We start from the raw sequence: 17,293 nt of genomic DNA, 5'->3' as shown, positions 1-17,293 counted from the left end.
GGCCTCATCCCCGGTCCTCCGTGCCCTCGGTCCCGGCCTCCAGGCCCTCCTTGCGGGCCTGGGCACGTTTCAGGGCCTCCTGCACGGCGGCTTTCTTGCTGTCCGCCGGGGCCGCCTCGTCCGGCGGGTCCTTCAGCCTCGCCTTCTTGCGGCGATGGCGCTCCTGGCGTTCCCGTTCCTCCTGCTCCTTGCGGGCCTGGTTGAACTCATGGCGCTCGCGGGCCCGGTCGGCACGCTGGCGCTCCCGTTCCTGGGCCCAGATCTCGTTCTTGGCGAAGCGGAAATACGAAGCCAGGGGGATATGGCTGGGGCACACGAAGTTGCAGCAGCCGCATTCGATGCAATCGAACAGGCTGTAGTCCTGCACCTTGTCGAAGTCCCGGACGCTGGCATACCAGTAGAGTTGCTGGGGCAACAGCAGTTGCGGGCACACCTCCACGCAGGCACCGCAACGAATGCACGGCATCTGGGGCTGGTCCGCGTCGTCGGCCACCGCGTCCACCAGCAGGCAGTTGGTGGTCTTGACCACCGGCGACGCCAGGTCATGGATGGCAAAGCCCATCATGGCCCCACCCACCACTACGGCCCTCACCGCCGCCGTATCGGCACCGCAATGGGCCAGCACATCGGCGACGGGCGTCCCCAGCCGCACCTCGAGGTTGCGGGGCTCGGCCACGCCGGGACCGGTCACCGTCACCACCCTGGAGATCAGGGGCCGTCCCTCACTGACGGCGTGGAATATGGCCGCGGCGGTGGCCACGTTCTGCACCACCACGCCGGCGTTCAGGGGCAGGCCGTCGCTCGGCACCTCGCGCCCCGTGAGGATCTTGATGAGCTGCTTCTCCCCGCCAGCGGGATAGCGGGTGACCACCGTCTGCACCGTCACCCCGTCCCGGGCCGCGGCACGCAAGGCCGCCGCCGCCTTGGGCTTATTGTCCTCCACGCCGATGACGCAGCGCCCCGCGCCCACGGCGTGACGGATGATCAGGGCGCCGCTGACGATGTCGGCCGCCCGCTCCTGCATGAGACGGTCGTCGCAGGTGATATAGGGCTCGCACTCCACGCCATTCAACACCACGGTATCGATATCGCCCCCGGGGCCCGGATTGAGCTTGATGAAGGTGGGAAAGCCCGCCCCCCCCATGCCGACGATGCCCGCCTCGCGGATGCGGTTGCGCAGGGCACTGAGATCCATGGTCTCAAAATCACCGGGGGCCTCGCAGGGCGCCTGGCGGTCCTCACCGTCCGCCTCCACCACGATGCACTCGGCGGGCAGTCCCGAGGGATGGGGCACCGGACGCTTCTCGATGGCCACCACCCGGCCCGAGGTGGAGGCGTGGACCGGGGCGCTGACGTAGTCCTCCGCGTGGGCGATGAGTTGACCGGCTAGAACCGACTCGCCCACCTCCACCACCGGCAGCGCCGGCTCGCCGATGTGCTGATGGAGGGGGAACACCAGCAGGGGTGGTACCGGCATGGTCTCCACCGCCCGCCCGCTGGACGGCGTCTTGTGGCCGTCGAGGTGCAGGCCGCCGGGAAAGTCGCCGGTTCGGGTGCTCATCCGTGTCTTTCCAGCGGCTCCCCGGGAAAGGGCCAGACCCATTCGCCGATCTCCGTCTCCACCGGCTTCATGTGGATACAGTCCACCGGGCAGGGCGGCAGGCACAGTTCGCAGCCCGTGCACTCGTCGGCGATGACCGTATGCATCTGCTTGGCCGCGCCCACGATGGCGTCCACTGGGCAGGCTTGGATGCACAGGGTGCAGCCGATGCACCAGGGTTCGTCGATGACCGCCACGGTGCGTGCCGTCTTCGCCTCCCCCACCTCCTCGTCCAGGGGCACCGGGTCCTTGCCCAGCAGGTCCGCCAGGGCCCCGATGGTGCCCTCCCCCCCCGGCGGGCAGCGGTTGATATCCGCCTCGCCGGCGGCCATGGCCTCGGCATAGGGGCGGCAGCCGGCGAAGCCGCACTGCCCGCACTGGGTCTGGGGCAACAGGGCGTCTATCTTGTCGACCACCGGGTCTCCCTCGACCCGGAAGCGCACGGCGGCGAAACCCAGCAGGGAGCCGAAGATGGCGGCCAGACCACCGATGGCGAGGACGGCGTAGAGCATCCCTCAGCCCTTCACCAGGCCGGCGAAGCCCATGAAGGCCAGGGACATCATGCCCGCCGTGATCATGGAGATGGAGGCCCCCTGGAAGGGCACCGGCACGTCCGCGGCGGCGATGCGCTCGCGCATGGCGGCGAACAATATGAGCACCATGGAGAAGCCCATGGCGGCACCGAAGCCATAGATGGCCGATTCCACGAAACCATGGTGCTGCTGGACGTTGAGCAGGGCCACCCCGAGTACCGCGCAGTTGGTGGTGATCAGCGGCAGGAAGATCCCCAGCATACGGTACAGCAGCGGGCTGGTCTTGTGCACCACCATCTCCGTGAACTGCACCACCACCGCGATCACCAGGATGAAGGCGATGGTGCGCAGGTACTCGATACCCAGGGGCGACAGCACGTAGGTGTTGACCAGATAGCTGCATACCGAGGACAGGGTGAGGACGAAGGTGGTGGCCAACCCCATGCCCATGGCCGTCTCCAGCTTGCGCGACACCCCCATGAAGGGACACAGCCCCAGGAACTTCACCAGCACGAAGTTGTTCACCAGGATGGTGCTGACGAGGATGAGGAGGATTTCGGACATGGGGGGAGTCAGTGAATGGTGAATAGTGAATAGTGAATGGTGAAGCGAGTCTCCTGCCACCCTTCAGGGGCGGGGGTTTTGCCTTTGAATCGCATCCCGATTGACCTCCTCACCATGCCACTGGCAACCAAACCAGCTTAGCGAATTCACCATTCACTATTCACTATTCACTAGCCGTTGACTATTCACTAGCCATTCACCGTTCACTGGCTTTACACCCATTCACCAGGCGTTCCCCCTATTCCCTGCTATCACTTGATCCTCATCCCCGGCTCTGCCCCCTCGTCCGGGGACAGGATCCACAGGTCGGCGCCGCCGGGGCCGGCGGCCAGCACCATGCCCTCGGACACGCCGAAGCGCATCTTGCGGGGGGCCAGGTTGGCCACCATCACCGTGAGACGGCCCTCCAGGTCCTCCGGAGCATAGGCGCCGCGGATCCCGGCGAACACGTTGCGGGTCTCGCCGCCGAGGTCGAGGGTGAGCCGGAGCAGCTTGTCGGCGCCCTCCACCAGGCTCGCCGCCTCGATTCGCGCCACCCTGAGGTCCACCTTGGCGAAATCCTCGAAGGCGATCTCAGCGCCCAGGGGGTCCTTCGCCAGGGGGCCGCGAGGGGCCTGCGTGGCTTCCGGTTCTTTGGCGTCTTCCACCATCTGTTCCACCTTATCCATGTCGATGCGTGTGAGCAGGGGCTCGAAGGGTCTGATGCCCCGGCCCGCCAAGGGGTCGCCGATGGCCCGCCAATCCAGGGGACCGGCATCCAGGAAGGCCTCGGCCCGCGCGGCGGTGGCGGGCAACACCGGCTTCAGGTAGGTCATGAGCACCCGGAACAGGTTCAACCCCTGGGTGCATACCGCCTGCACCTCCGCCTCGCGCCCGGCCTCCTTGGCCATCACCCACGGCTTCCTTTCGTCGATGTATTGGTTGGCCGCGTCGGCCAGGGCCATCACCTCGCGGATGGCGCGACCGTACTCCCGGCCCTCGAAGGCCGGGGCCACCACCTCCTCGCCGCGGGCCAGGAAACGGGCGTAGAGCTCAGGCTCCGGCAGTTCCGTGGCCAGTTTGCCCCCCCCCAGGCGATGGATGAAACCCGCACATCGTGAGGCTATGTTCACCAACTTGCCCACCAGATCGGCGTTCACCCGCTGCACGAAGTCCGCGAGGCTGAGGTCGATGTCGTCGATGCCCGCCCCCAGCTTGGCGGCGAAGTAGTAACGCAGGTATTCGGGGTCAAGGTGATCCAGATAATTGCGGGCGCTGATGAAGGTGCCCCGGGACTTGGACATCTTGTGGCCGTCCACCGTCAAAAAACCATGGCAGAAGACCGCCGTGGGCAGCCGGAAGCCGCCGGCCGTGAGCTGAGCCGGCCAGAACAGGGTGTGGAAATAGGCGATGTCCTTGCCGATGAAGTGGTAGAGCTCCGCCGCGCTGTCGGGGCCCCAGTAGGCCTCGAAGTCCAGGTCGTCCCGCCGCGCACACAGGTTCATGAAACTCGCCATGTAGCCGATAGGGGCGTCCAGCCACACATAGAAGTATTTGTCCTTCTGCCCGGGGATGGGAAAGCCGAAATAGGGGGCGTCCCGGGAGATATCCCAGTCCTGGAGGCCGGCGGTGAACCATTCGTCCAGCTTGTGGGCGATCTCGTCCTGGAGATGGCCGGCGCGGGTCCATTCCCGCAGCATGGGTTCGAAATCGCCGAGCTTGACGAAAAAGTGCTCGGTCTCCCGCTCCACCGGCGGGTCGCCGGAGAGGGCAGAGACGGGATTCACCAGCTCAGTGGGGCTGTAGGTGGCTCCACAGACCTCGCAGCTGTCGCCGTACTGGTCCGGTGCACCGCAACGGGGGCAACCCCCGCGCACGAAGCGGTCCGGCAGGAACATACCCTTCTTCTCGTCGAAGGCCTGGCGTATGGTGCGAGTGGCGATGTGCCCCCCCGCCTCGAGGCGCTCATAGATGATCCCCGCCAGGGTCTCGTTCTCCGGGGAGTGGGTGCTGTAGTAATTATCGAAGTGGATACCGAAGCCGGCGAAATCCCGCGCGTGCTCCTCGGCCATGCGCTCGATCAGCGCCTCGGGGGTGATCCCCTCCCGTTCGGCCCGCAGCATGATGGGCGTGCCGTGGGCATCGTCCGCGCAGACGTAGATGCAGCGGTGGCCCCGCAGGCGCTGGAAGCGGGCCCAGATATCGGTCTGGATGTACTCCACCAGGTGGCCGATATGGATGGGCCCGTTGGCGTAGGGCAGGGCGCTGGTGACGAGGATCTGACGGTCGACTGTAGTCATGATTCCGGAAGGGGATAAAAAGGTCAAAGCTATCATCTCGCAGGGGCAGCCGCCACTTGACAGGCGCGGCACGGGGGCTTGTCGGCGTCCCTCTGCGGCTCCGAATACGAGCAGTTAACTCTCATGGCGATACGCGCCGCCCAAGATGATGAAAGAGGAGCGCGTATCGCCATGTTCCGTTCCCTCACCCCATCCCTCTCCCAGAGGGAGAGGGGGAGCTCGCGCTTCGCGACTTTCACGTTAAACCCCAATTCCGCGCCGGGAAAACTTTCGACCCATATGCTGTAGAATTCGCGGCCTTCACAACCCGCTTAGAGTTTCCAGGAGTCAACCCCATGGCAGATGTGACAAAAGAGCAGGTCGAGGCCAGCCTCAAGCAGGTCATCGACCCCTACCTCGGCAAGGACGTGGTCGGCGCCAATTGCGTCAAAGGCATCGAAATCGACGGCGGCAAGGTCACCGTCAACATCTCCCTGGGTTACCCCGCAAAATCTTCCAGGGACAAGCTCGCCGGCGAACTCAGGGAACGCGTGGCCGCCGTCGACGGGGTGTCCGAGTGCGAGGTGAACGTCACCAGCAAGGTGGTGGCCCACTCGGTGCAGAAGGGTGTCCAGCCCATGCCCAACGTGCGCAACATCATCGCCGTGGCCTCGGGCAAGGGCGGCGTGGGCAAGTCCACGGTGGCGGTCAACCTGGCCCTGTCCCTGGCCGCCGAGGGCGCCCGCGTGGGGATCCTGGACGCCGACATCTACGGCCCCAGCCAGCCCCGCATGCTGGGGGTCAGCGGCCAGCCCGAGAGCAAGGACGGCAAGTCCCTGGAACCGATGATGAACTACGACATTCAGGCCATGTCCATCGGTTTCCTCATCGAGGAGGAGACCCCCATGATCTGGCGCGGCCCCATGGTCACCCAGGCCCTGGAGCAACTCCTCAAGGACACCAACTGGAACGACCTGGATTATCTCATCGTCGACCTGCCCCCGGGCACCGGCGACACCCAGCTCACCCTGGCCCAGAAGATCCCCGTATCGGGCGCGGTCATCGTCACCACCCCCCAGGACATCGCCCTGCTGGACGCCCGCAAGGGCCTCAAGATGTTCGAGAAGGTCAACGTGCCGGTGCTCGGCATCGTGGAGAACATGAGCATCCACATCTGCTCGAACTGCGGCCACGAGGAGCACATCTTCGGCCAGGGCGGCGGCGAACGCATGGCCGAGCAGTACGAGGTAGACTTCCTGGGGGCCGTGCCCCTGGACGGCCACATCCGCGAGGACACGGACGGCGGCAAGCCCACGGTGGTGAATGACCCGGACGGCCGCATCGCCGAGATCTACCGCGACATCGCCAAGCGTGCCGCGGCCAAGCTGTCCCTCAAGGGCAAGGACTACACCCAGGCCTTCCCCAGCATCGTCATCGAGAACAACTGAAGGCAACCCCTGCCACGGCAGCCGCGGCCGCCGTCAACATCCCCGCCCCTCGGCCGCTTCCTAGCCCCCCAGCAGGAAGGTGGCCGGGGGGATGGATTGCTCCTCCCCCCGGGTGATAAGCCAGCGACCATCGTCCCGGCGCAGTTCCAGGGTGAAGCGCCACGCCCCCATGCTGCGGGGCAGCACCTCGGAGATACTGGCGCCCTTCACGTCCCCCTCCGCCAGCACGCCCTTGAGGGTGGCGGTGACGCGGTCGTCACGGATCTCCCCCACCTCGAGACGGCGAAAGACGATGGAGATGCGCTCCTCGCGGCGCAGCTCGGCCGCCATCAGCTCGCGGATGCGCGCCCGATCCCGCCCCATGGGGTCCCGGTAATCCGGCGCCACGAAGGCCATCACGCCGTCGATGTTCTTGAGCTCCGCCGCGTCCGCCACCCGGTGCACCACCCGCGCCACCGTGTCCCGCTCGTCGCCACAGCCCGCCACCACCAGGACCCCCGCCAACACCAAGACCCGCCCCAGCACTCCACCCCACCCCCATTAACCATTCACTATTCACTATTCACTATTCACCAGTTAATTAAACGCCCCGCCGCGGTACCAGAACCGTATAGTCCAGATCCAGCACCACCCCGTCACGATACACCCGCCGGCCGTCCCGCTCCTCCATTAGGTCTTCCAGCTCCCGGGTGTCGATGTCCCGGACGCCCACGGTACGCAGGCGCAGGGCCCCCAGGTCGGTACGCCCCGGCAGGGGCCAGGAGGCCAGCACGTCAGTGTAGGCATAGAAGGTGTCGCCGGCGAAGGCGGGGTGGCAGTGGGTGCCGCCGTTGATGGCGGCGATGCGCACGGCATTGGCCAGGCCGTTGAAGGTCAGCGCCCGGCACACGGAGATGACGTGGCCGCCGTACATGAGGCGGCGCCCGAAGCGCGAGCCCTTCATCATGTGGGCCTCGAAGTGCAACCGGGCGTTGTTCTGGTAGAGGCGGGTGGCCAGGGTATGGTCGGACTCGTCCACGGTCATGCCGTTGACGTGGTGGATGCGCTCTCCCGCCCCATAATCCTCCCACAGGTGGGGCGAGCCCGTCAGCCCGGTATCGTAGCCGCGGGCACTGAGGTGGGCAGGCACCGTGAGCTGGGCCACCGGCACGTGGTCGGGCAGTTCCGGGACCACGGTGTCCGGCGCCGGGGCGGCGGCATCGCGCTTGTTCACCATCACCCAGCGCACCCAGCTCATCACCGGCCGGCCGTGCTGGTTGAAGGTGACGGAACGTACGTAAACGATGCCGCTGCGGCCGTTGCTGTTCTGGCGCAGGCCGATGACGGTGCTCTCGGAGCGCAGGGTGTCGCCGGCGTAGACCACCGCCGGGAACAGCACGTTGGCATAGCCGAGGTTGGCCACGGCGTTCAGGGAGATGTCGTTGACGGTCTTGCCGAAGCCCACGTGGAAGGCCAGCAACTCGTCCACCGGACGCCCCCCCAGGCCCATGGCGTGGGCCACGGTGGCGGCGCTCTGCAACGGAAAGCGACTGCCCGTGAGGGCGATGTAGAGGGCCATGTCGCCCTCGGTGAGGGTGCGCGGCGTGCCGTGGACCAGAGTCTCCCCGAGGCGGAAGTCCTCGAAATGGCGGCCGCTGTCGGTCTTGGACGGGGTGTCGGGCATGGTCAGGTGCTCCCTTCGAAGGCCCTGCGCCGCGCCTCGATGGCCTCGTGGATGGCCAGGCAGCGGCGCGCGGCCTCCAGCTCCGAGGGTTGCAGCAGGCGGCCGTCGAGGACGGCGTAGGAACGGCCCTCGCCATAGGCTTCCTCCATGGCGGCGAGGATGGCGCGGCGCTGCTCGATCTCCCGCGGCCGGGGGCTGAAGGCGTCGTTGGTGTAGGTGAGCTGGGCGGGGTGGATCACCGCCTTGCCGTCGAAGCCGAAGTCCCGGCTCTGGCGGCAGGCGTATTCGCAGCCATGGGCGTCGTCGATGTCGAGATGGGCGCCGTCCACCACCCCGATGCCGTAGGCGCGGGCGGCCAGCACCACCAGGGCGAGGCTGGTGAACAGGCCGCTGCGGTCGGCGGTGGGGGGCATGCGCATGCTCACCATGAGGTTGGCGTTGCTCACCACCAGGCAGGCCACCCGCGGGCTGGCGGCCGCCATCTCCCGGGCGTTCAGCACCGCCAGGGGCGAGTCGATCATGAGCATCACCGGCAGGGCGCCGCCACCGTAGCCGTCGAGGCGGGCGATGGCGTCCGCCACCGCCGCCGCGCCGTCCAGGCCCGCCAGCAGCACGGCATCGAAGGGCTGGCTGGCGGCCAGTTCCAGGTCCGCGTCCAGGTAGCCGCGGCCCGGGGCGTTCACCCGCAGGATGCGCTCCTGGCCCAGGGGATTGGGGTGGGCCAGGGCCTCCCGCACCCGTTCCCGGGCGCGGGCCTTGAACTGGGGTGCCACCGCCTCGTGGAGTTCGTAGATGACGGCGTCCGCCGGCAGGGCGGGGGCCTTGGCGAGGTGGCGCGGGATATCGCCGGAGACATAGAGCATGGTGCGCCGGGGGCGGTACGAGGTGGTCATGGCCGGGCCTCCCCGGCGCCGGCCTCGATGCGGGCCTTGAGGGCGCTGCGCACCACCTTGCCGTTCTTGGTGCGGGGATAGTCGGCCACCAGGTGGATGCGCTTCGGGGCCTTGTAGGCGGCGAGGTGGGCGGCCCCCCACTCCAGCAGCCCCTCCTCGTCGACAGCGCTGCCGGGGCGCGGCACCACGCAGGCCGCCACCAGGGTCTTGCCCGGCCCCACCTCCTCGCCGATGGCCACGCAGTCGGCCACCGCCGGGTGGGTCTTCATCACCCGCTCCACCTCGTGGGGGGACACGCGGTAACCGAAGGTGTTGATGATGTCGTCCCGGCGCCCCAGAAACCAGATGTAACCGTCGGCGTCCCGGCGCGCGTAATCCCCGGTGAGGAACCAGCCGCCGCGGCGCACCGCCCGGGTCTCCCCGGGCAGGCCCCAGTATTCGAGGAACAGGCCGGGGTCGTCATCGGCGATGGCGATCATGCCCTCCGCGCCGTCCGCCACGGGCTCGAGGTCGGAGTCCAACAGCGCCACGCGGTGGCCGGGCTGGGGGAAGCCTGCCGAGCCGGGGCGGATGGGATGGCGGCGGTTGTGGGATATGTAATAGGAGATCTCGGACATGCCGATGGCCTCGTAGATGTCCTGGCCGAAACGCTCGCGCCAGGCGGTGAGCATCTCATCCGACAGGTGCTCGCCGGCGCACATGCAGTGGCGCAGGGTGGGCACGTCGGCGGCACCCAAGTCCGTCTTCTGGATGATCTGGCGATAGATGGTGGGCACCCCCACGAAGATGGTGCAGCCGTGTTTGGCGATGAGCCGGGGCCACAGGCCGGGATCGTTCCCGCCCTCGTGCACGATCACCGTCTTGCCGTGGTACAGGGGGTCCATGAGGCCGGTGCCGAGAACATAGGTCCAGTTGAACTTGCCCGAGTGCATGACCCGGTCGCCAGGCCGGAAATCGAACCAGTGGGTGGCCGCCGGCAACCGTCCCAGCAGGGCGCGGTGGGCATGGAGCACGCCCTTGGGACGGCCGGTGGTACCCGAGGTGTACACCAGGTAGGCGGGATCGTCGGCGGCGGTGTCCACCGGGGTGCCGGGGCCGTGATCGAGGGCCTGCTCCAGACCATGGAGGCGCTTGCCGGCGCCGTCGGCGCCATCCGGGACTCCGCCCACCAGCACCACATGCTCCAATCCCGGCACTCCGGCCAGCTCCGGGGCCAGATCCGGCCACATGTCGCGATGGGTCACCAGCACCCGGGCCCCGGAGTCCTCGGCCAGGTAGCGCACCTCCTCGGCCACCAGCAGGGTGGAGGTGGGCACGGCGATGCAGCCCGCCTTCATGGCCCCCAGGAAGGCGGTGGGATAGGCGATGGCGTTGGGCAGGCGCACCAATACCCGCTCCCCGGGGGCCATGCCCAGCCCCTGCAACAGGCCGGCGAAGGCGGAGGTGGCGGCGGCCAGCCCGGCGTAGCTCACCTCGTCGGTGCCGCGGGCATCGTCCTCCACCACCATGGCCGTGACCCCGGCGGTAGGGGTGCCGAGGTGGGCGTCGGTGCAGGCCACGCCGATGTTGAAGCGCGGCGGCACTGGGCCTCCGGGCTCAGACTTGTCCATAGGGCCAGTTCTCCCGGATGACGCGCAGGGGCAGCATCTTCAATACCTCCAGGGCGAAACGGGTGTCCGCCGCCGATAGGGCGCGCAGGGCCCGCGCCCTCAGGAGGTGCTGCAGGGCCTTGCCGAACATGGGCGGGTCCAGCATCTCGCCCTCGAAGCGGATGGCCCCGCCCAGCAGGGCGTCGGCGTCGATGGCCGCCTGCAGGATACGGATGTTGCGGGCGATCTCCGCCGGCGACGGGGTGAAGGCGACGCGGCAGAGGTGGATATGGTGGGGGTGGATCACCTGCTTGCCCGTGAGGCCCATGGCGGCCTCGGCGCAGGCGTGCTCGTAGACCACGTGGGACTCCCGATCGCCGTGGAGGTCCAGCCAGCGGCGCACGTCGTCGGTCTCCACGAACTCCTCGGGCATGGGCTGCTCGTTGATGAGCACCTCCACACCGCCGATGACCCCCTTGCCCTGGATGCGGGCCTCGAACAGCAGCATGTGGAAATAGGTCCTGAGTTCGGCGATCCAGTTTTCCGGCGAGATGTGGATGGCCATGGCCTTGGAGAAGTCGTGGATGCCGAACACCACGTGGCGCACGGCCTGGAAGTCCATGAGTTCGCTGGCCAGCTTGAGAGACTTGGGGTGCTCGATGATGGGCTGGATGGTGATGGCCGGGTTGACCCCCGCCAGCCAGGCTCGCAGGTCGCGGATCTCCGCCGCGCCGTAGGATTCGCCGGCCTTGGCCAGCATCACCACGTCGATGTGGCCCGCCAGGGCCTTGATCATCTCGAGGTCCTTCTCGTACTCCTCGGTGCGGAAGGGGTTGATGCGCACCGCCACCTCCACGTCATCACGAGGGAAATGGGGCAGTTCCTGGATCAGCAGTTGCCGGGACAGGGCCTTCTGGCGGCAGCCGTCCTCGAGGTCGAACAGCAGGGTGTGGGCGCCGGTCTCCCAGGCGTGGCGGCGAAAGCGCGCGGCGGCCTTGACCAGGTCCTCGTAGATACCGAGGGCGGGGGCATACTTGACGGGCGGATAGTAGAGCTGGATGCCGGGCCAGGTATCACCCAGCACCGCTTCGCCGACGAGGTCGGTGGCCGGGGCCGCACCTTCCGCGGCAGCCGCGGAAGGTGCCCTCCCCTGGTGTTTCTGGCGTCTTTGTTGGGCCATGATTGTCGACAATACTAGACGGCATATTGGTGCGCCGCAACAAAGGGCAGCACCCCAACGGCGCCCGCGGGACGCCATATGGCCCATGATTCTATAAGGCTTTTCTTATTCTCTAAGATGCCGCCCGTAGCCCCGGGCCGCCCGCACCCTTTGATTCCACGCCCCAGGCGGCCCACACTGTCGACAATCGTGTCCACAGCAGCGGAGACCGCCATGACCGACACCGCCCATCCCGAGACCGCCCTGTTCGGCGGCGAGCGTCCCTTCCCCGCCATCCCGGTGTGCGAGCATTTCGCCGGCAGCGAGAAGCTCATCGGCAAGGCCCTCGAACTCCAGGACACCATCGGGCCGGTGTTCGACATCACCTGCGACTGTGAGGACGGCGCCCCCGCTGGCCGCGAACGGGAGCACGCCGAGATGATCGTGCGCGTCCTCAACGCCCCTGCCAACCGCCACCACATGGCGGGGGTGCGGATCCACGATTACACCCACCCCGCCTGGCGACAGGATGTCGACATCCTCATCGACGGCGTGGGTGATCACGCCGCCCATGTCACCATCCCCAAGACCACCGCCCCGGCCGAGCTCCAGGAGATGATCGACGCCATCAAGGAGCGCACCGTGCGCGCCGGCGTCAACCGCGAGATCCCCATCCACGTGCTGATCGAGACCCACGGCGCCCTGCGGCAAGTGTGGACCATCGCCGCCATGGAGTGGCTCCAGGTGCTGGACTTCGGGCTCATGGACTTCGTCTCCGGCCACCACGGGGCTATCGGCGCCGATGCCATGCGCAGCCCCGGCCAGTTCGACCATGCCCTGCTGCGCCGGGCCAAGGGCGAGGTGGTAGCGGCGGCGCTGGCCAACGGCGTGGTGCCCGCCCACAACGTCACCCTGGACCTGAAGAACGCCGAGACCACCCGCGACGACGCCCGGCGTGCCCGCCGGGAGTTCGGCTTCCTGCGCATGTGGAGCATCCACCCCAACCAGATCCGGCCCATCGTCGAGGCCATGGCCCCCGACTACGCCGAGGTGCAGGACGCCGCCGCCATCCTGCTTGCCGCCCGAGAGGCGGGCTGGGGGCCCATCCAGCACGGCGGCGAACTCCACGACCGCGCCACCTATCGCTACTACTGGGACCTGCTGCGCCGCGCCCGGGCATCCGGCGTGAAGGTGTCGGTGGAGGCCGAGCGGGAGTTCTTCTCCGACCAGACACCCTGACGGGGTGCGGCAGAATGGGCCGCGCCGCTCAGCGGTGCGCAGTACCGAGGGGACCCGCGATTCGCGACCCTAAAAGGGACGCAAAAAGGGGCCGGTGACAAACGCATGCGCGAATACTTCGCGTTTGTCACGATCCCCTTTACGCCCCCTTCATCGCGAAACCAGCCGCGCGCGTCAGCGCATCCGTTGGCCTGACTTGTTGGCAGAGATGTCTTTCAGGCCGCCGGAGACATATTTGTGCAGGACACTAGACACCAGGGACTGATAGGGAAGTCCCTCCTCCAGCGCCCTACGCTGAAGTGCCTCCAGATCCCTGCTCGAGATTCGGATATTAATGCGCTTGTCTTTCTTGAACGATTCTTCCGCCACCCTGGCAAGATCCTCTCGGCGCTCCGTACCCAGGTCGGATTCGAATTCGCCAGACTCGTATGCCTCCAGCAACTCTTGTTCTTCAGGATCCAATTTGACCTTGGCCATGCTACCTCCTCAGAAATTTCCTGGTGGCCTTGCGGCTGGGAATAATCGTCTTGAGAAAGAATTCACTGTCATCCTCGACGTATGGCACCAGCCAGGCATAGTCATCAATCCGCACCACAAACAATCGCTGGTCCGGATACTTTTCCCTATTGGGATGAGGTCCATCATCAAGCAACCCACCTGACTGAAGGGCGAACACGACGTCCTCAAAGGAGACGCCGCGGTCGCTCATCAGGCGTTGGTTCTTTGCCGCATCCCAGTTAATCCGCTTCATTAGGTGAAGTATAGTAACACGTGTGCCTATTGGCATCACCCTCCAGCGTGAGGACTTCGTGCGCCCCGTCCGTCACTGCCTGCCCGATTGCGCGCGCCCGCTTCTATTCCGCCTGAAGCAGGCGGTCTTCCACGACCAGGATCCCCAGCGGGCGCTGTCGCGACGACCATCGCATCGTTTGAGGTCGATATCTGGTGGACAGCCGGAACGGGGCCTCGGCACCGCAGTCATCGGGTACCTGTTTTGACCTACCCTTGACCTACTCTTGCAGCAAGTCCGGCGGTAGCAGATGCCAAAGCGGTACGTTGCTGCGTTCCGCAGGCGCCACGCCTCGCGGCGCTGTCCGCGGGCCGCGTGAGGAACTCGCTGGCAGTTCGTCCTATCCGTTGCTACATTCACGTTAAAAATAGATTCCAAGCGGCGTTCAGACGCCGCAATCCGCCGCCATGGGAGAGTTTTATCATGAAAGACATCGTATTTAAGCGTCACACGGTAGCCGGGCTGGTGCTCTCGGCTCTGGCCGGTCCGGCAATCGCAGCATCCCTGGAAGCGTCGGCGGTGGGTGATTTCAACGGCGACGGTATCGCCGAAACCGATTCGGACAGCGTGACGGGGTCACCGGTCGCACAGACTTCGGTCAATGTGATGGATTTCGGTACGGCGTCCGGGTATGCGTTCGAATACGAGGGGTTCGCGGACATCGCTGCGGGGACACTCGGTGCGTACGCCCGCCTGGATTCCTCAATCGACAAAACGGGCATCGACGGGCCGCTGTTACGAACCGAGGCGACCATCATGGACACCTTGTCATTCGATTCGGCCCTTGCGGGTGCTTACGACATCACTATCATTCTCGGCATCGCGGGCATTATCGAGAATGGCGACGGCAGAGTGCAGGCCACAGCCACACTGGGGGTCGGCGACGGCGGTAGCACTTTCGATTCCGCTTTCGATAGTTGGGGGACTGATGGCGATCACGTCGATACCCTCAGCGCCACTGTGACGGTAAACGGCAACGTCTCGCTCAATTTGGACACCGCGCTGGCTGTCGAGATATTCGAAATTGCCGTCGGAAGCACAACGTTTGGAGACTTTCGCGGCATACTCGGCGAGGACGGCCCGTCGATCACGATCGTCGTGCCGGATGGCGTCACGCTGTCGGGTAGCGACTCCGGGGCGTTCGATGGCCCGGTGGTGGTACCCTTACCATCCGCGTTATGGCTGCTGCTCAGCAGCATACTGGGTCTTCTGTCCCTGCGGCAGGTTCAGCGACGTTAGATGGAGCCGAGCAGCAGCGCATTTGCGGATATTGCGCGGAATGTACAGTTTTATGTACACCTCGATGGGGGGCACCCCTTATGGACGCAATCACCTACACCAAAGCTCGCGCCACCCTAGCCCAACCTATTGATTCCGTATGTGAAAACCACAAACCGGTGATCATTACCAAGAAAAACGATCGATCCGTCGTGATGCTTTCTCTCGAGGATTACCAGGCGCTTGAGGAAACCTCCTACCTGCTTCGCAACCCGAAGAATGCTCGGCGCCTCCTGGACTCGGTGATCGAGCTTGATGCCGGCGGCGGCACCGAACACGCGTTGACCGAATGAAGCTGATCTTTTCGGAGAACACATGGGACGATTACCTTCACTGGCAGAAGATCGATAAGAGAACCCTGGAACGAATCAACCAGCTTATTTCTGAGATACAGCGGTCCCCATTCGAAGGAATTGGGAAACCCGAACCTTTGAAGCATGCGCTTGCCGGCTACTGGTCACGCCGGATCAATCGCGAGCATCGCATCATTTACCGTACTGATAATGACTCCGTGTTCATCCCTCAATTGCGCTACAACTATTGAGCGATTCATACGCTTACCGTTTACCCTAAACCGCGCCGCTTTTTGGCATCGGCTTCAGCGCATAGGCAGGGCGCAACTGCTGGTAAAGAAATTCAGGCGCAAAATCCGCCCCATTTAGTCAAATGACCCTCCATGGATGGCGGTTGTGCCGTGCTTCTATGACCCAACGACCTTCCACGATGTCTGGACGATAAGCGTTTCTCCATCAATCTCTGTGTTCTCTGTGTTCTCTGTGGTGAATCTTCCGGCTTCAACTATGTATCGACGGACCCATATAAACGGTCGAAAATAGCGTCCTTACGATGGCGGTACAAATGGTCCGCGGCGGGTTGGCGATTAGTAAAAGGTGGAGCCTGGGCGCGTGGCGGACCGAGCACCTGCGGGGCGGGCCGAATAGTGAGTGCGGCGAGTAATTCCCAACAGACGGCACGGCGGGACTCGGGCGCGAGGCGGACTGCGGTGCCACTTTCCCTGGATGCCGGGTCGAGCCCGGCATGACGGTAAGGGGATGGATACCGGGGCGTGTCGCGCGCGGATGTGGCTTCTGGTCTTGGGCCCCCGGGATGGCTAGACTGCGTGGTTTGACCCACGGGGCGGCAGGGCAACCATGAGCATCAAATCGGACAAGTGGATCCGCTGCATGGCCGCGAGCCATGGATTGATCGAGCCCTTCGAGCCCCGCCAGGTGCGGGCGGATGCGGATGGCCCGGTGATCTCCTACGGCACCTCGAGCTACGGCTACGACATCCGCTGCGCCGACGAATTCAAGATCTTCACCAACATCAACTCCGCCATCGTCGACCCCAAGAACTTCGACGATTCGAGCTTCGTGGACATCAAGTCGGACGTCTGCATCATCCCCCCCAATTCCTTCGCCCTGGCCCGCACGGTGGAATACTTCCGCGTCCCCCGCAATGTGCTGGTGGTGTGCCTGGGCAAATCCACCTATGCACGCTGCGGCATCATCGTCAACGTCACCCCCCTGGAACCGGAGTGGGAGGGCCATGTGACCCTGGAGTTCTCCAACACCACCCCTCTGCCGGCCAAAGTGTACGCCAACGAAGGCGTGGCCCAGGTGCTGTTCTTCGAGTCGGACGATGTGTGCGAGACCTCCTACGGCGACCGCGCCGGCAAGTACCAGGGCCAGACCGGGGTCACCCTGCCCCGGGCCTGACCTTGGAAGCCGCTCCCCAACCCTCCGCCACCTTGGGGCCGGCCGGCCTGTTCCGGCGCCTCGCCGCCCTGTTCTACGACGGTCTGCTGCTCACCGCCGTACTGTTCCTCGCCACCGTGCCGGTGCTCTTCATCACCGGCGGGGAGGCCGTGCCCACGGGAGACCTGCTGTTCCGCACCTATATCTTCCTGGTGTGCTATGGCTACTTCGCCTTCTCCTGGCGCCGCGGCGGCCAGACCCTGGGCATGAAGACCTGGTGGATCCGGGTGGAACGGGCCGACGGCGCCACCCTGACCCTGCCCGACACCATGATGCGCTTCGCCGTGGCCCTGGTATCCGCCGCCTGTCTGGGCCTCGGCTTCCTGTGGGCCCTGGTGGACCGCGAGGGCCGCACCTGGCATGACCGCGCCGCCGGCACCCGAGTGATCCGCTTGGCCAAACCGCCCCGCCGCCGTTCCTAAGCCCCCCGCCCCGCCCCGCCCCGCCGGCATTAAACCCGGCCCCTCACCGTCCGCTATAGGGGATCTAATCTGTGTTATGGGCCCTGGGGGTCCACGGGAT

Annotated in this window: 18 protein-coding genes; 7 read left to right on the top strand and 11 right to left on the bottom strand. The window is 65.8% G+C overall.

The window, feature by feature from the left end; genetic code table 11:
- Positions 1–4: 4 nt before the first annotated feature.
- The 4 genes from rsxC to metG form a co-directional block, all read right to left on the bottom strand.
- A complete protein-coding gene (gene rsxC / locus U5S82_10220; GenBank protein ID MDZ7752022.1) occupies positions 5–1,561 on the bottom strand; it encodes an electron transport complex subunit RsxC in 1,557 nt (518 codons plus the stop codon).
- A complete protein-coding gene (rsxB, locus tag U5S82_10215; GenBank protein MDZ7752021.1) occupies positions 1,558–2,112 on the bottom strand; it encodes an electron transport complex subunit RsxB in 555 nt (184 codons plus the stop codon). The genes rsxC and rsxB overlap by 4 nt, the downstream gene beginning before the upstream one ends.
- A 3-nt stretch (positions 2,113–2,115) precedes the next feature.
- The gene (rsxA, locus tag U5S82_10210; protein ID MDZ7752020.1) at positions 2,116–2,697 is read right to left on the bottom strand and encodes an electron transport complex subunit RsxA; all 582 of its coding nucleotides are present in this window, start codon (positions 2,695–2,697) and stop codon (positions 2,116–2,118) included.
- 251 nt (positions 2,698–2,948) lie between these two features.
- Positions 2,949–4,976, bottom strand: coding sequence for a methionine--tRNA ligase (gene metG, locus U5S82_10205; GenBank protein MDZ7752019.1), 2,028 nt, complete (start codon positions 4,974–4,976; stop codon positions 2,949–2,951).
- Positions 4,977–5,311: 335 nt separating this feature from the next.
- Here metG and apbC point away from each other — a divergent pair, with 335 nt between their 5' ends.
- The gene (apbC, locus tag U5S82_10200) at positions 5,312–6,403 is read left to right on the top strand and encodes an iron-sulfur cluster carrier protein ApbC (GenBank protein ID MDZ7752018.1); all 1,092 of its coding nucleotides are present in this window, start codon (positions 5,312–5,314) and stop codon (positions 6,401–6,403) included.
- A gap of 60 nt (positions 6,404–6,463) precedes the next feature.
- Here the strand turns inward: apbC and U5S82_10195 are convergent, their stop codons facing one another.
- Genes U5S82_10195 through U5S82_10175 form a run of 5 tightly spaced genes read right to left on the bottom strand, consistent with a single transcriptional unit; the run spans position 6,464 to position 11,728 of the window.
- Complete coding sequence (locus U5S82_10195) at positions 6,464–6,928, bottom strand: hypothetical protein (GenBank protein MDZ7752017.1); 465 nt, start codon at positions 6,926–6,928, stop codon at positions 6,464–6,466.
- A gap of 55 nt (positions 6,929–6,983) precedes the next feature.
- Positions 6,984–8,066, bottom strand: coding sequence for a MaoC family dehydratase (locus U5S82_10190; protein MDZ7752016.1), 1,083 nt, complete (start codon positions 8,064–8,066; stop codon positions 6,984–6,986).
- Positions 8,067–8,068: 2 nt separating this feature from the next.
- Positions 8,069–8,959 (bottom strand): CoA ester lyase, encoded by an 891-nt coding sequence (locus U5S82_10185; GenBank protein ID MDZ7752015.1) that lies wholly within the window; start codon positions 8,957–8,959, stop codon positions 8,069–8,071.
- A complete protein-coding gene (locus U5S82_10180) occupies positions 8,956–10,569 on the bottom strand; it encodes an acyl-CoA synthetase (protein MDZ7752014.1) in 1,614 nt (537 codons plus the stop codon). The genes U5S82_10185 and U5S82_10180 overlap by 4 nt, the downstream gene beginning before the upstream one ends.
- Positions 10,556–11,728: an aldolase/citrate lyase family protein gene (locus U5S82_10175; GenBank protein ID MDZ7752013.1), complete on the bottom strand. Its 1,173-nt coding sequence runs from the start codon at positions 11,726–11,728 to the stop codon at positions 10,556–10,558. The genes U5S82_10180 and U5S82_10175 overlap by 14 nt, the downstream gene beginning before the upstream one ends.
- A gap of 213 nt (positions 11,729–11,941) precedes the next feature.
- Between U5S82_10175 and U5S82_10170 the strand changes: the two genes are divergently transcribed.
- On the top strand, positions 11,942–12,946 hold the full coding sequence (locus U5S82_10170; GenBank protein MDZ7752012.1) for an aldolase/citrate lyase family protein: 1,005 nt from the start codon (positions 11,942–11,944) through the stop codon (positions 12,944–12,946).
- A 174-nt stretch (positions 12,947–13,120) separates the two neighbouring features.
- Here the strand turns inward: U5S82_10170 and U5S82_10165 are convergent, their stop codons facing one another.
- Both U5S82_10165 and U5S82_10160 read right to left on the bottom strand, forming a co-directional pair.
- A complete protein-coding gene (locus tag U5S82_10165; GenBank protein ID MDZ7752011.1) occupies positions 13,121–13,423 on the bottom strand; it encodes a CopG family antitoxin in 303 nt (100 codons plus the stop codon).
- A gap of 1 nt (position 13,424) precedes the next feature.
- Positions 13,425–13,697 carry a BrnT family toxin gene (locus U5S82_10160; GenBank protein MDZ7752010.1) on the bottom strand — a complete coding sequence of 91 codons (273 nt, stop codon included), beginning with the start codon at positions 13,695–13,697 and terminating at the stop codon, positions 13,425–13,427.
- Between the two features lie 462 nt (positions 13,698–14,159).
- Between U5S82_10160 and U5S82_10155 the strand changes: the two genes are divergently transcribed.
- The 5 genes from U5S82_10155 to U5S82_10135 all read left to right on the top strand — a co-directional run bounded on the left by U5S82_10155 (position 14,160) and on the right by U5S82_10135 (position 17,193).
- Positions 14,160–14,975: a hypothetical protein gene (locus tag U5S82_10155; GenBank protein ID MDZ7752009.1), complete on the top strand. Its 816-nt coding sequence runs from the start codon at positions 14,160–14,162 to the stop codon at positions 14,973–14,975.
- 80 nt (positions 14,976–15,055) lie between these two features.
- On the top strand, positions 15,056–15,307 hold the full coding sequence (locus tag U5S82_10150; GenBank protein MDZ7752008.1) for a type II toxin-antitoxin system prevent-host-death family antitoxin: 252 nt from the start codon (positions 15,056–15,058) through the stop codon (positions 15,305–15,307).
- Positions 15,304–15,558, top strand: a complete 255-nt coding sequence (locus U5S82_10145; protein ID MDZ7752007.1) for a Txe/YoeB family addiction module toxin — start codon at positions 15,304–15,306, stop codon at positions 15,556–15,558. Before U5S82_10150 ends, U5S82_10145 begins: the two co-directional genes overlap by 4 nt.
- Before the next feature lie 607 nt (positions 15,559–16,165).
- The gene (gene dcd, locus U5S82_10140) at positions 16,166–16,732 is read left to right on the top strand and encodes a dCTP deaminase (protein ID MDZ7752006.1); all 567 of its coding nucleotides are present in this window, start codon (positions 16,166–16,168) and stop codon (positions 16,730–16,732) included.
- Between the two features lie 2 nt (positions 16,733–16,734).
- The gene (locus U5S82_10135) at positions 16,735–17,193 is read left to right on the top strand and encodes an RDD family protein (protein ID MDZ7752005.1); all 459 of its coding nucleotides are present in this window, start codon (positions 16,735–16,737) and stop codon (positions 17,191–17,193) included.
- Positions 17,194–17,293: the final 100 nt, after the last annotated feature.

The sequence above is a fragment of the Gammaproteobacteria bacterium genome (assembly GCA_034522055.1).
In the GTDB taxonomy this organism is placed as follows: Bacteria; Pseudomonadota; Gammaproteobacteria; order JAABTG01; family JAABTG01; genus JAABTG01.
This window is presented reverse-complemented; position numbering and strand designations above follow the sequence as displayed.

What these genes read in the sequence shown, in the direction of transcription:
- rsxC (MDZ7752022.1), bottom strand. Translation starts at nt 1,561, where the DNA reads ATGAGCACCCGAACCGGCGACTTTCCCGGCGGCCTGCACCTCGACGGC.
- rsxB (MDZ7752021.1), bottom strand. Translation starts at nt 2,112, where the DNA reads ATGCTCTACGCCGTCCTCGCCATCGGTGGTCTGGCCGCCATCTTCGGC.
- rsxA (MDZ7752020.1), bottom strand. Translation starts at nt 2,697, where the DNA reads ATGTCCGAAATCCTCCTCATCCTCGTCAGCACCATCCTGGTGAACAAC.
- metG (MDZ7752019.1), bottom strand. Translation starts at nt 4,976, where the DNA reads ATGACTACAGTCGACCGTCAGATCCTCGTCACCAGCGCCCTGCCCTAC.
- apbC (MDZ7752018.1), top strand. Translation starts at nt 5,312, where the DNA reads ATGGCAGATGTGACAAAAGAGCAGGTCGAGGCCAGCCTCAAGCAGGTC.
- U5S82_10190 (MDZ7752016.1), bottom strand. Translation starts at nt 8,066, where the DNA reads ATGCCCGACACCCCGTCCAAGACCGACAGCGGCCGCCATTTCGAGGAC.
- U5S82_10185 (MDZ7752015.1), bottom strand. Translation starts at nt 8,959, where the DNA reads ATGACCACCTCGTACCGCCCCCGGCGCACCATGCTCTATGTCTCCGGC.
- U5S82_10180 (MDZ7752014.1), bottom strand. Translation starts at nt 10,569, where the DNA reads ATGGACAAGTCTGAGCCCGGAGGCCCAGTGCCGCCGCGCTTCAACATC.
- U5S82_10175 (MDZ7752013.1), bottom strand. Translation starts at nt 11,728, where the DNA reads ATGGCCCAACAAAGACGCCAGAAACACCAGGGGAGGGCACCTTCCGCG.
- U5S82_10170 (MDZ7752012.1), top strand. Translation starts at nt 11,942, where the DNA reads ATGACCGACACCGCCCATCCCGAGACCGCCCTGTTCGGCGGCGAGCGT.
- U5S82_10165 (MDZ7752011.1), bottom strand. Translation starts at nt 13,423, where the DNA reads ATGGCCAAGGTCAAATTGGATCCTGAAGAACAAGAGTTGCTGGAGGCA.
- U5S82_10160 (MDZ7752010.1), bottom strand. Translation starts at nt 13,697, where the DNA reads ATGAAGCGGATTAACTGGGATGCGGCAAAGAACCAACGCCTGATGAGC.
- U5S82_10155 (MDZ7752009.1), top strand. Translation starts at nt 14,160, where the DNA reads ATGAAAGACATCGTATTTAAGCGTCACACGGTAGCCGGGCTGGTGCTC.
- U5S82_10150 (MDZ7752008.1), top strand. Translation starts at nt 15,056, where the DNA reads ATGGACGCAATCACCTACACCAAAGCTCGCGCCACCCTAGCCCAACCT.
- U5S82_10145 (MDZ7752007.1), top strand. Translation starts at nt 15,304, where the DNA reads ATGAAGCTGATCTTTTCGGAGAACACATGGGACGATTACCTTCACTGG.
- dcd (MDZ7752006.1), top strand. Translation starts at nt 16,166, where the DNA reads ATGAGCATCAAATCGGACAAGTGGATCCGCTGCATGGCCGCGAGCCAT.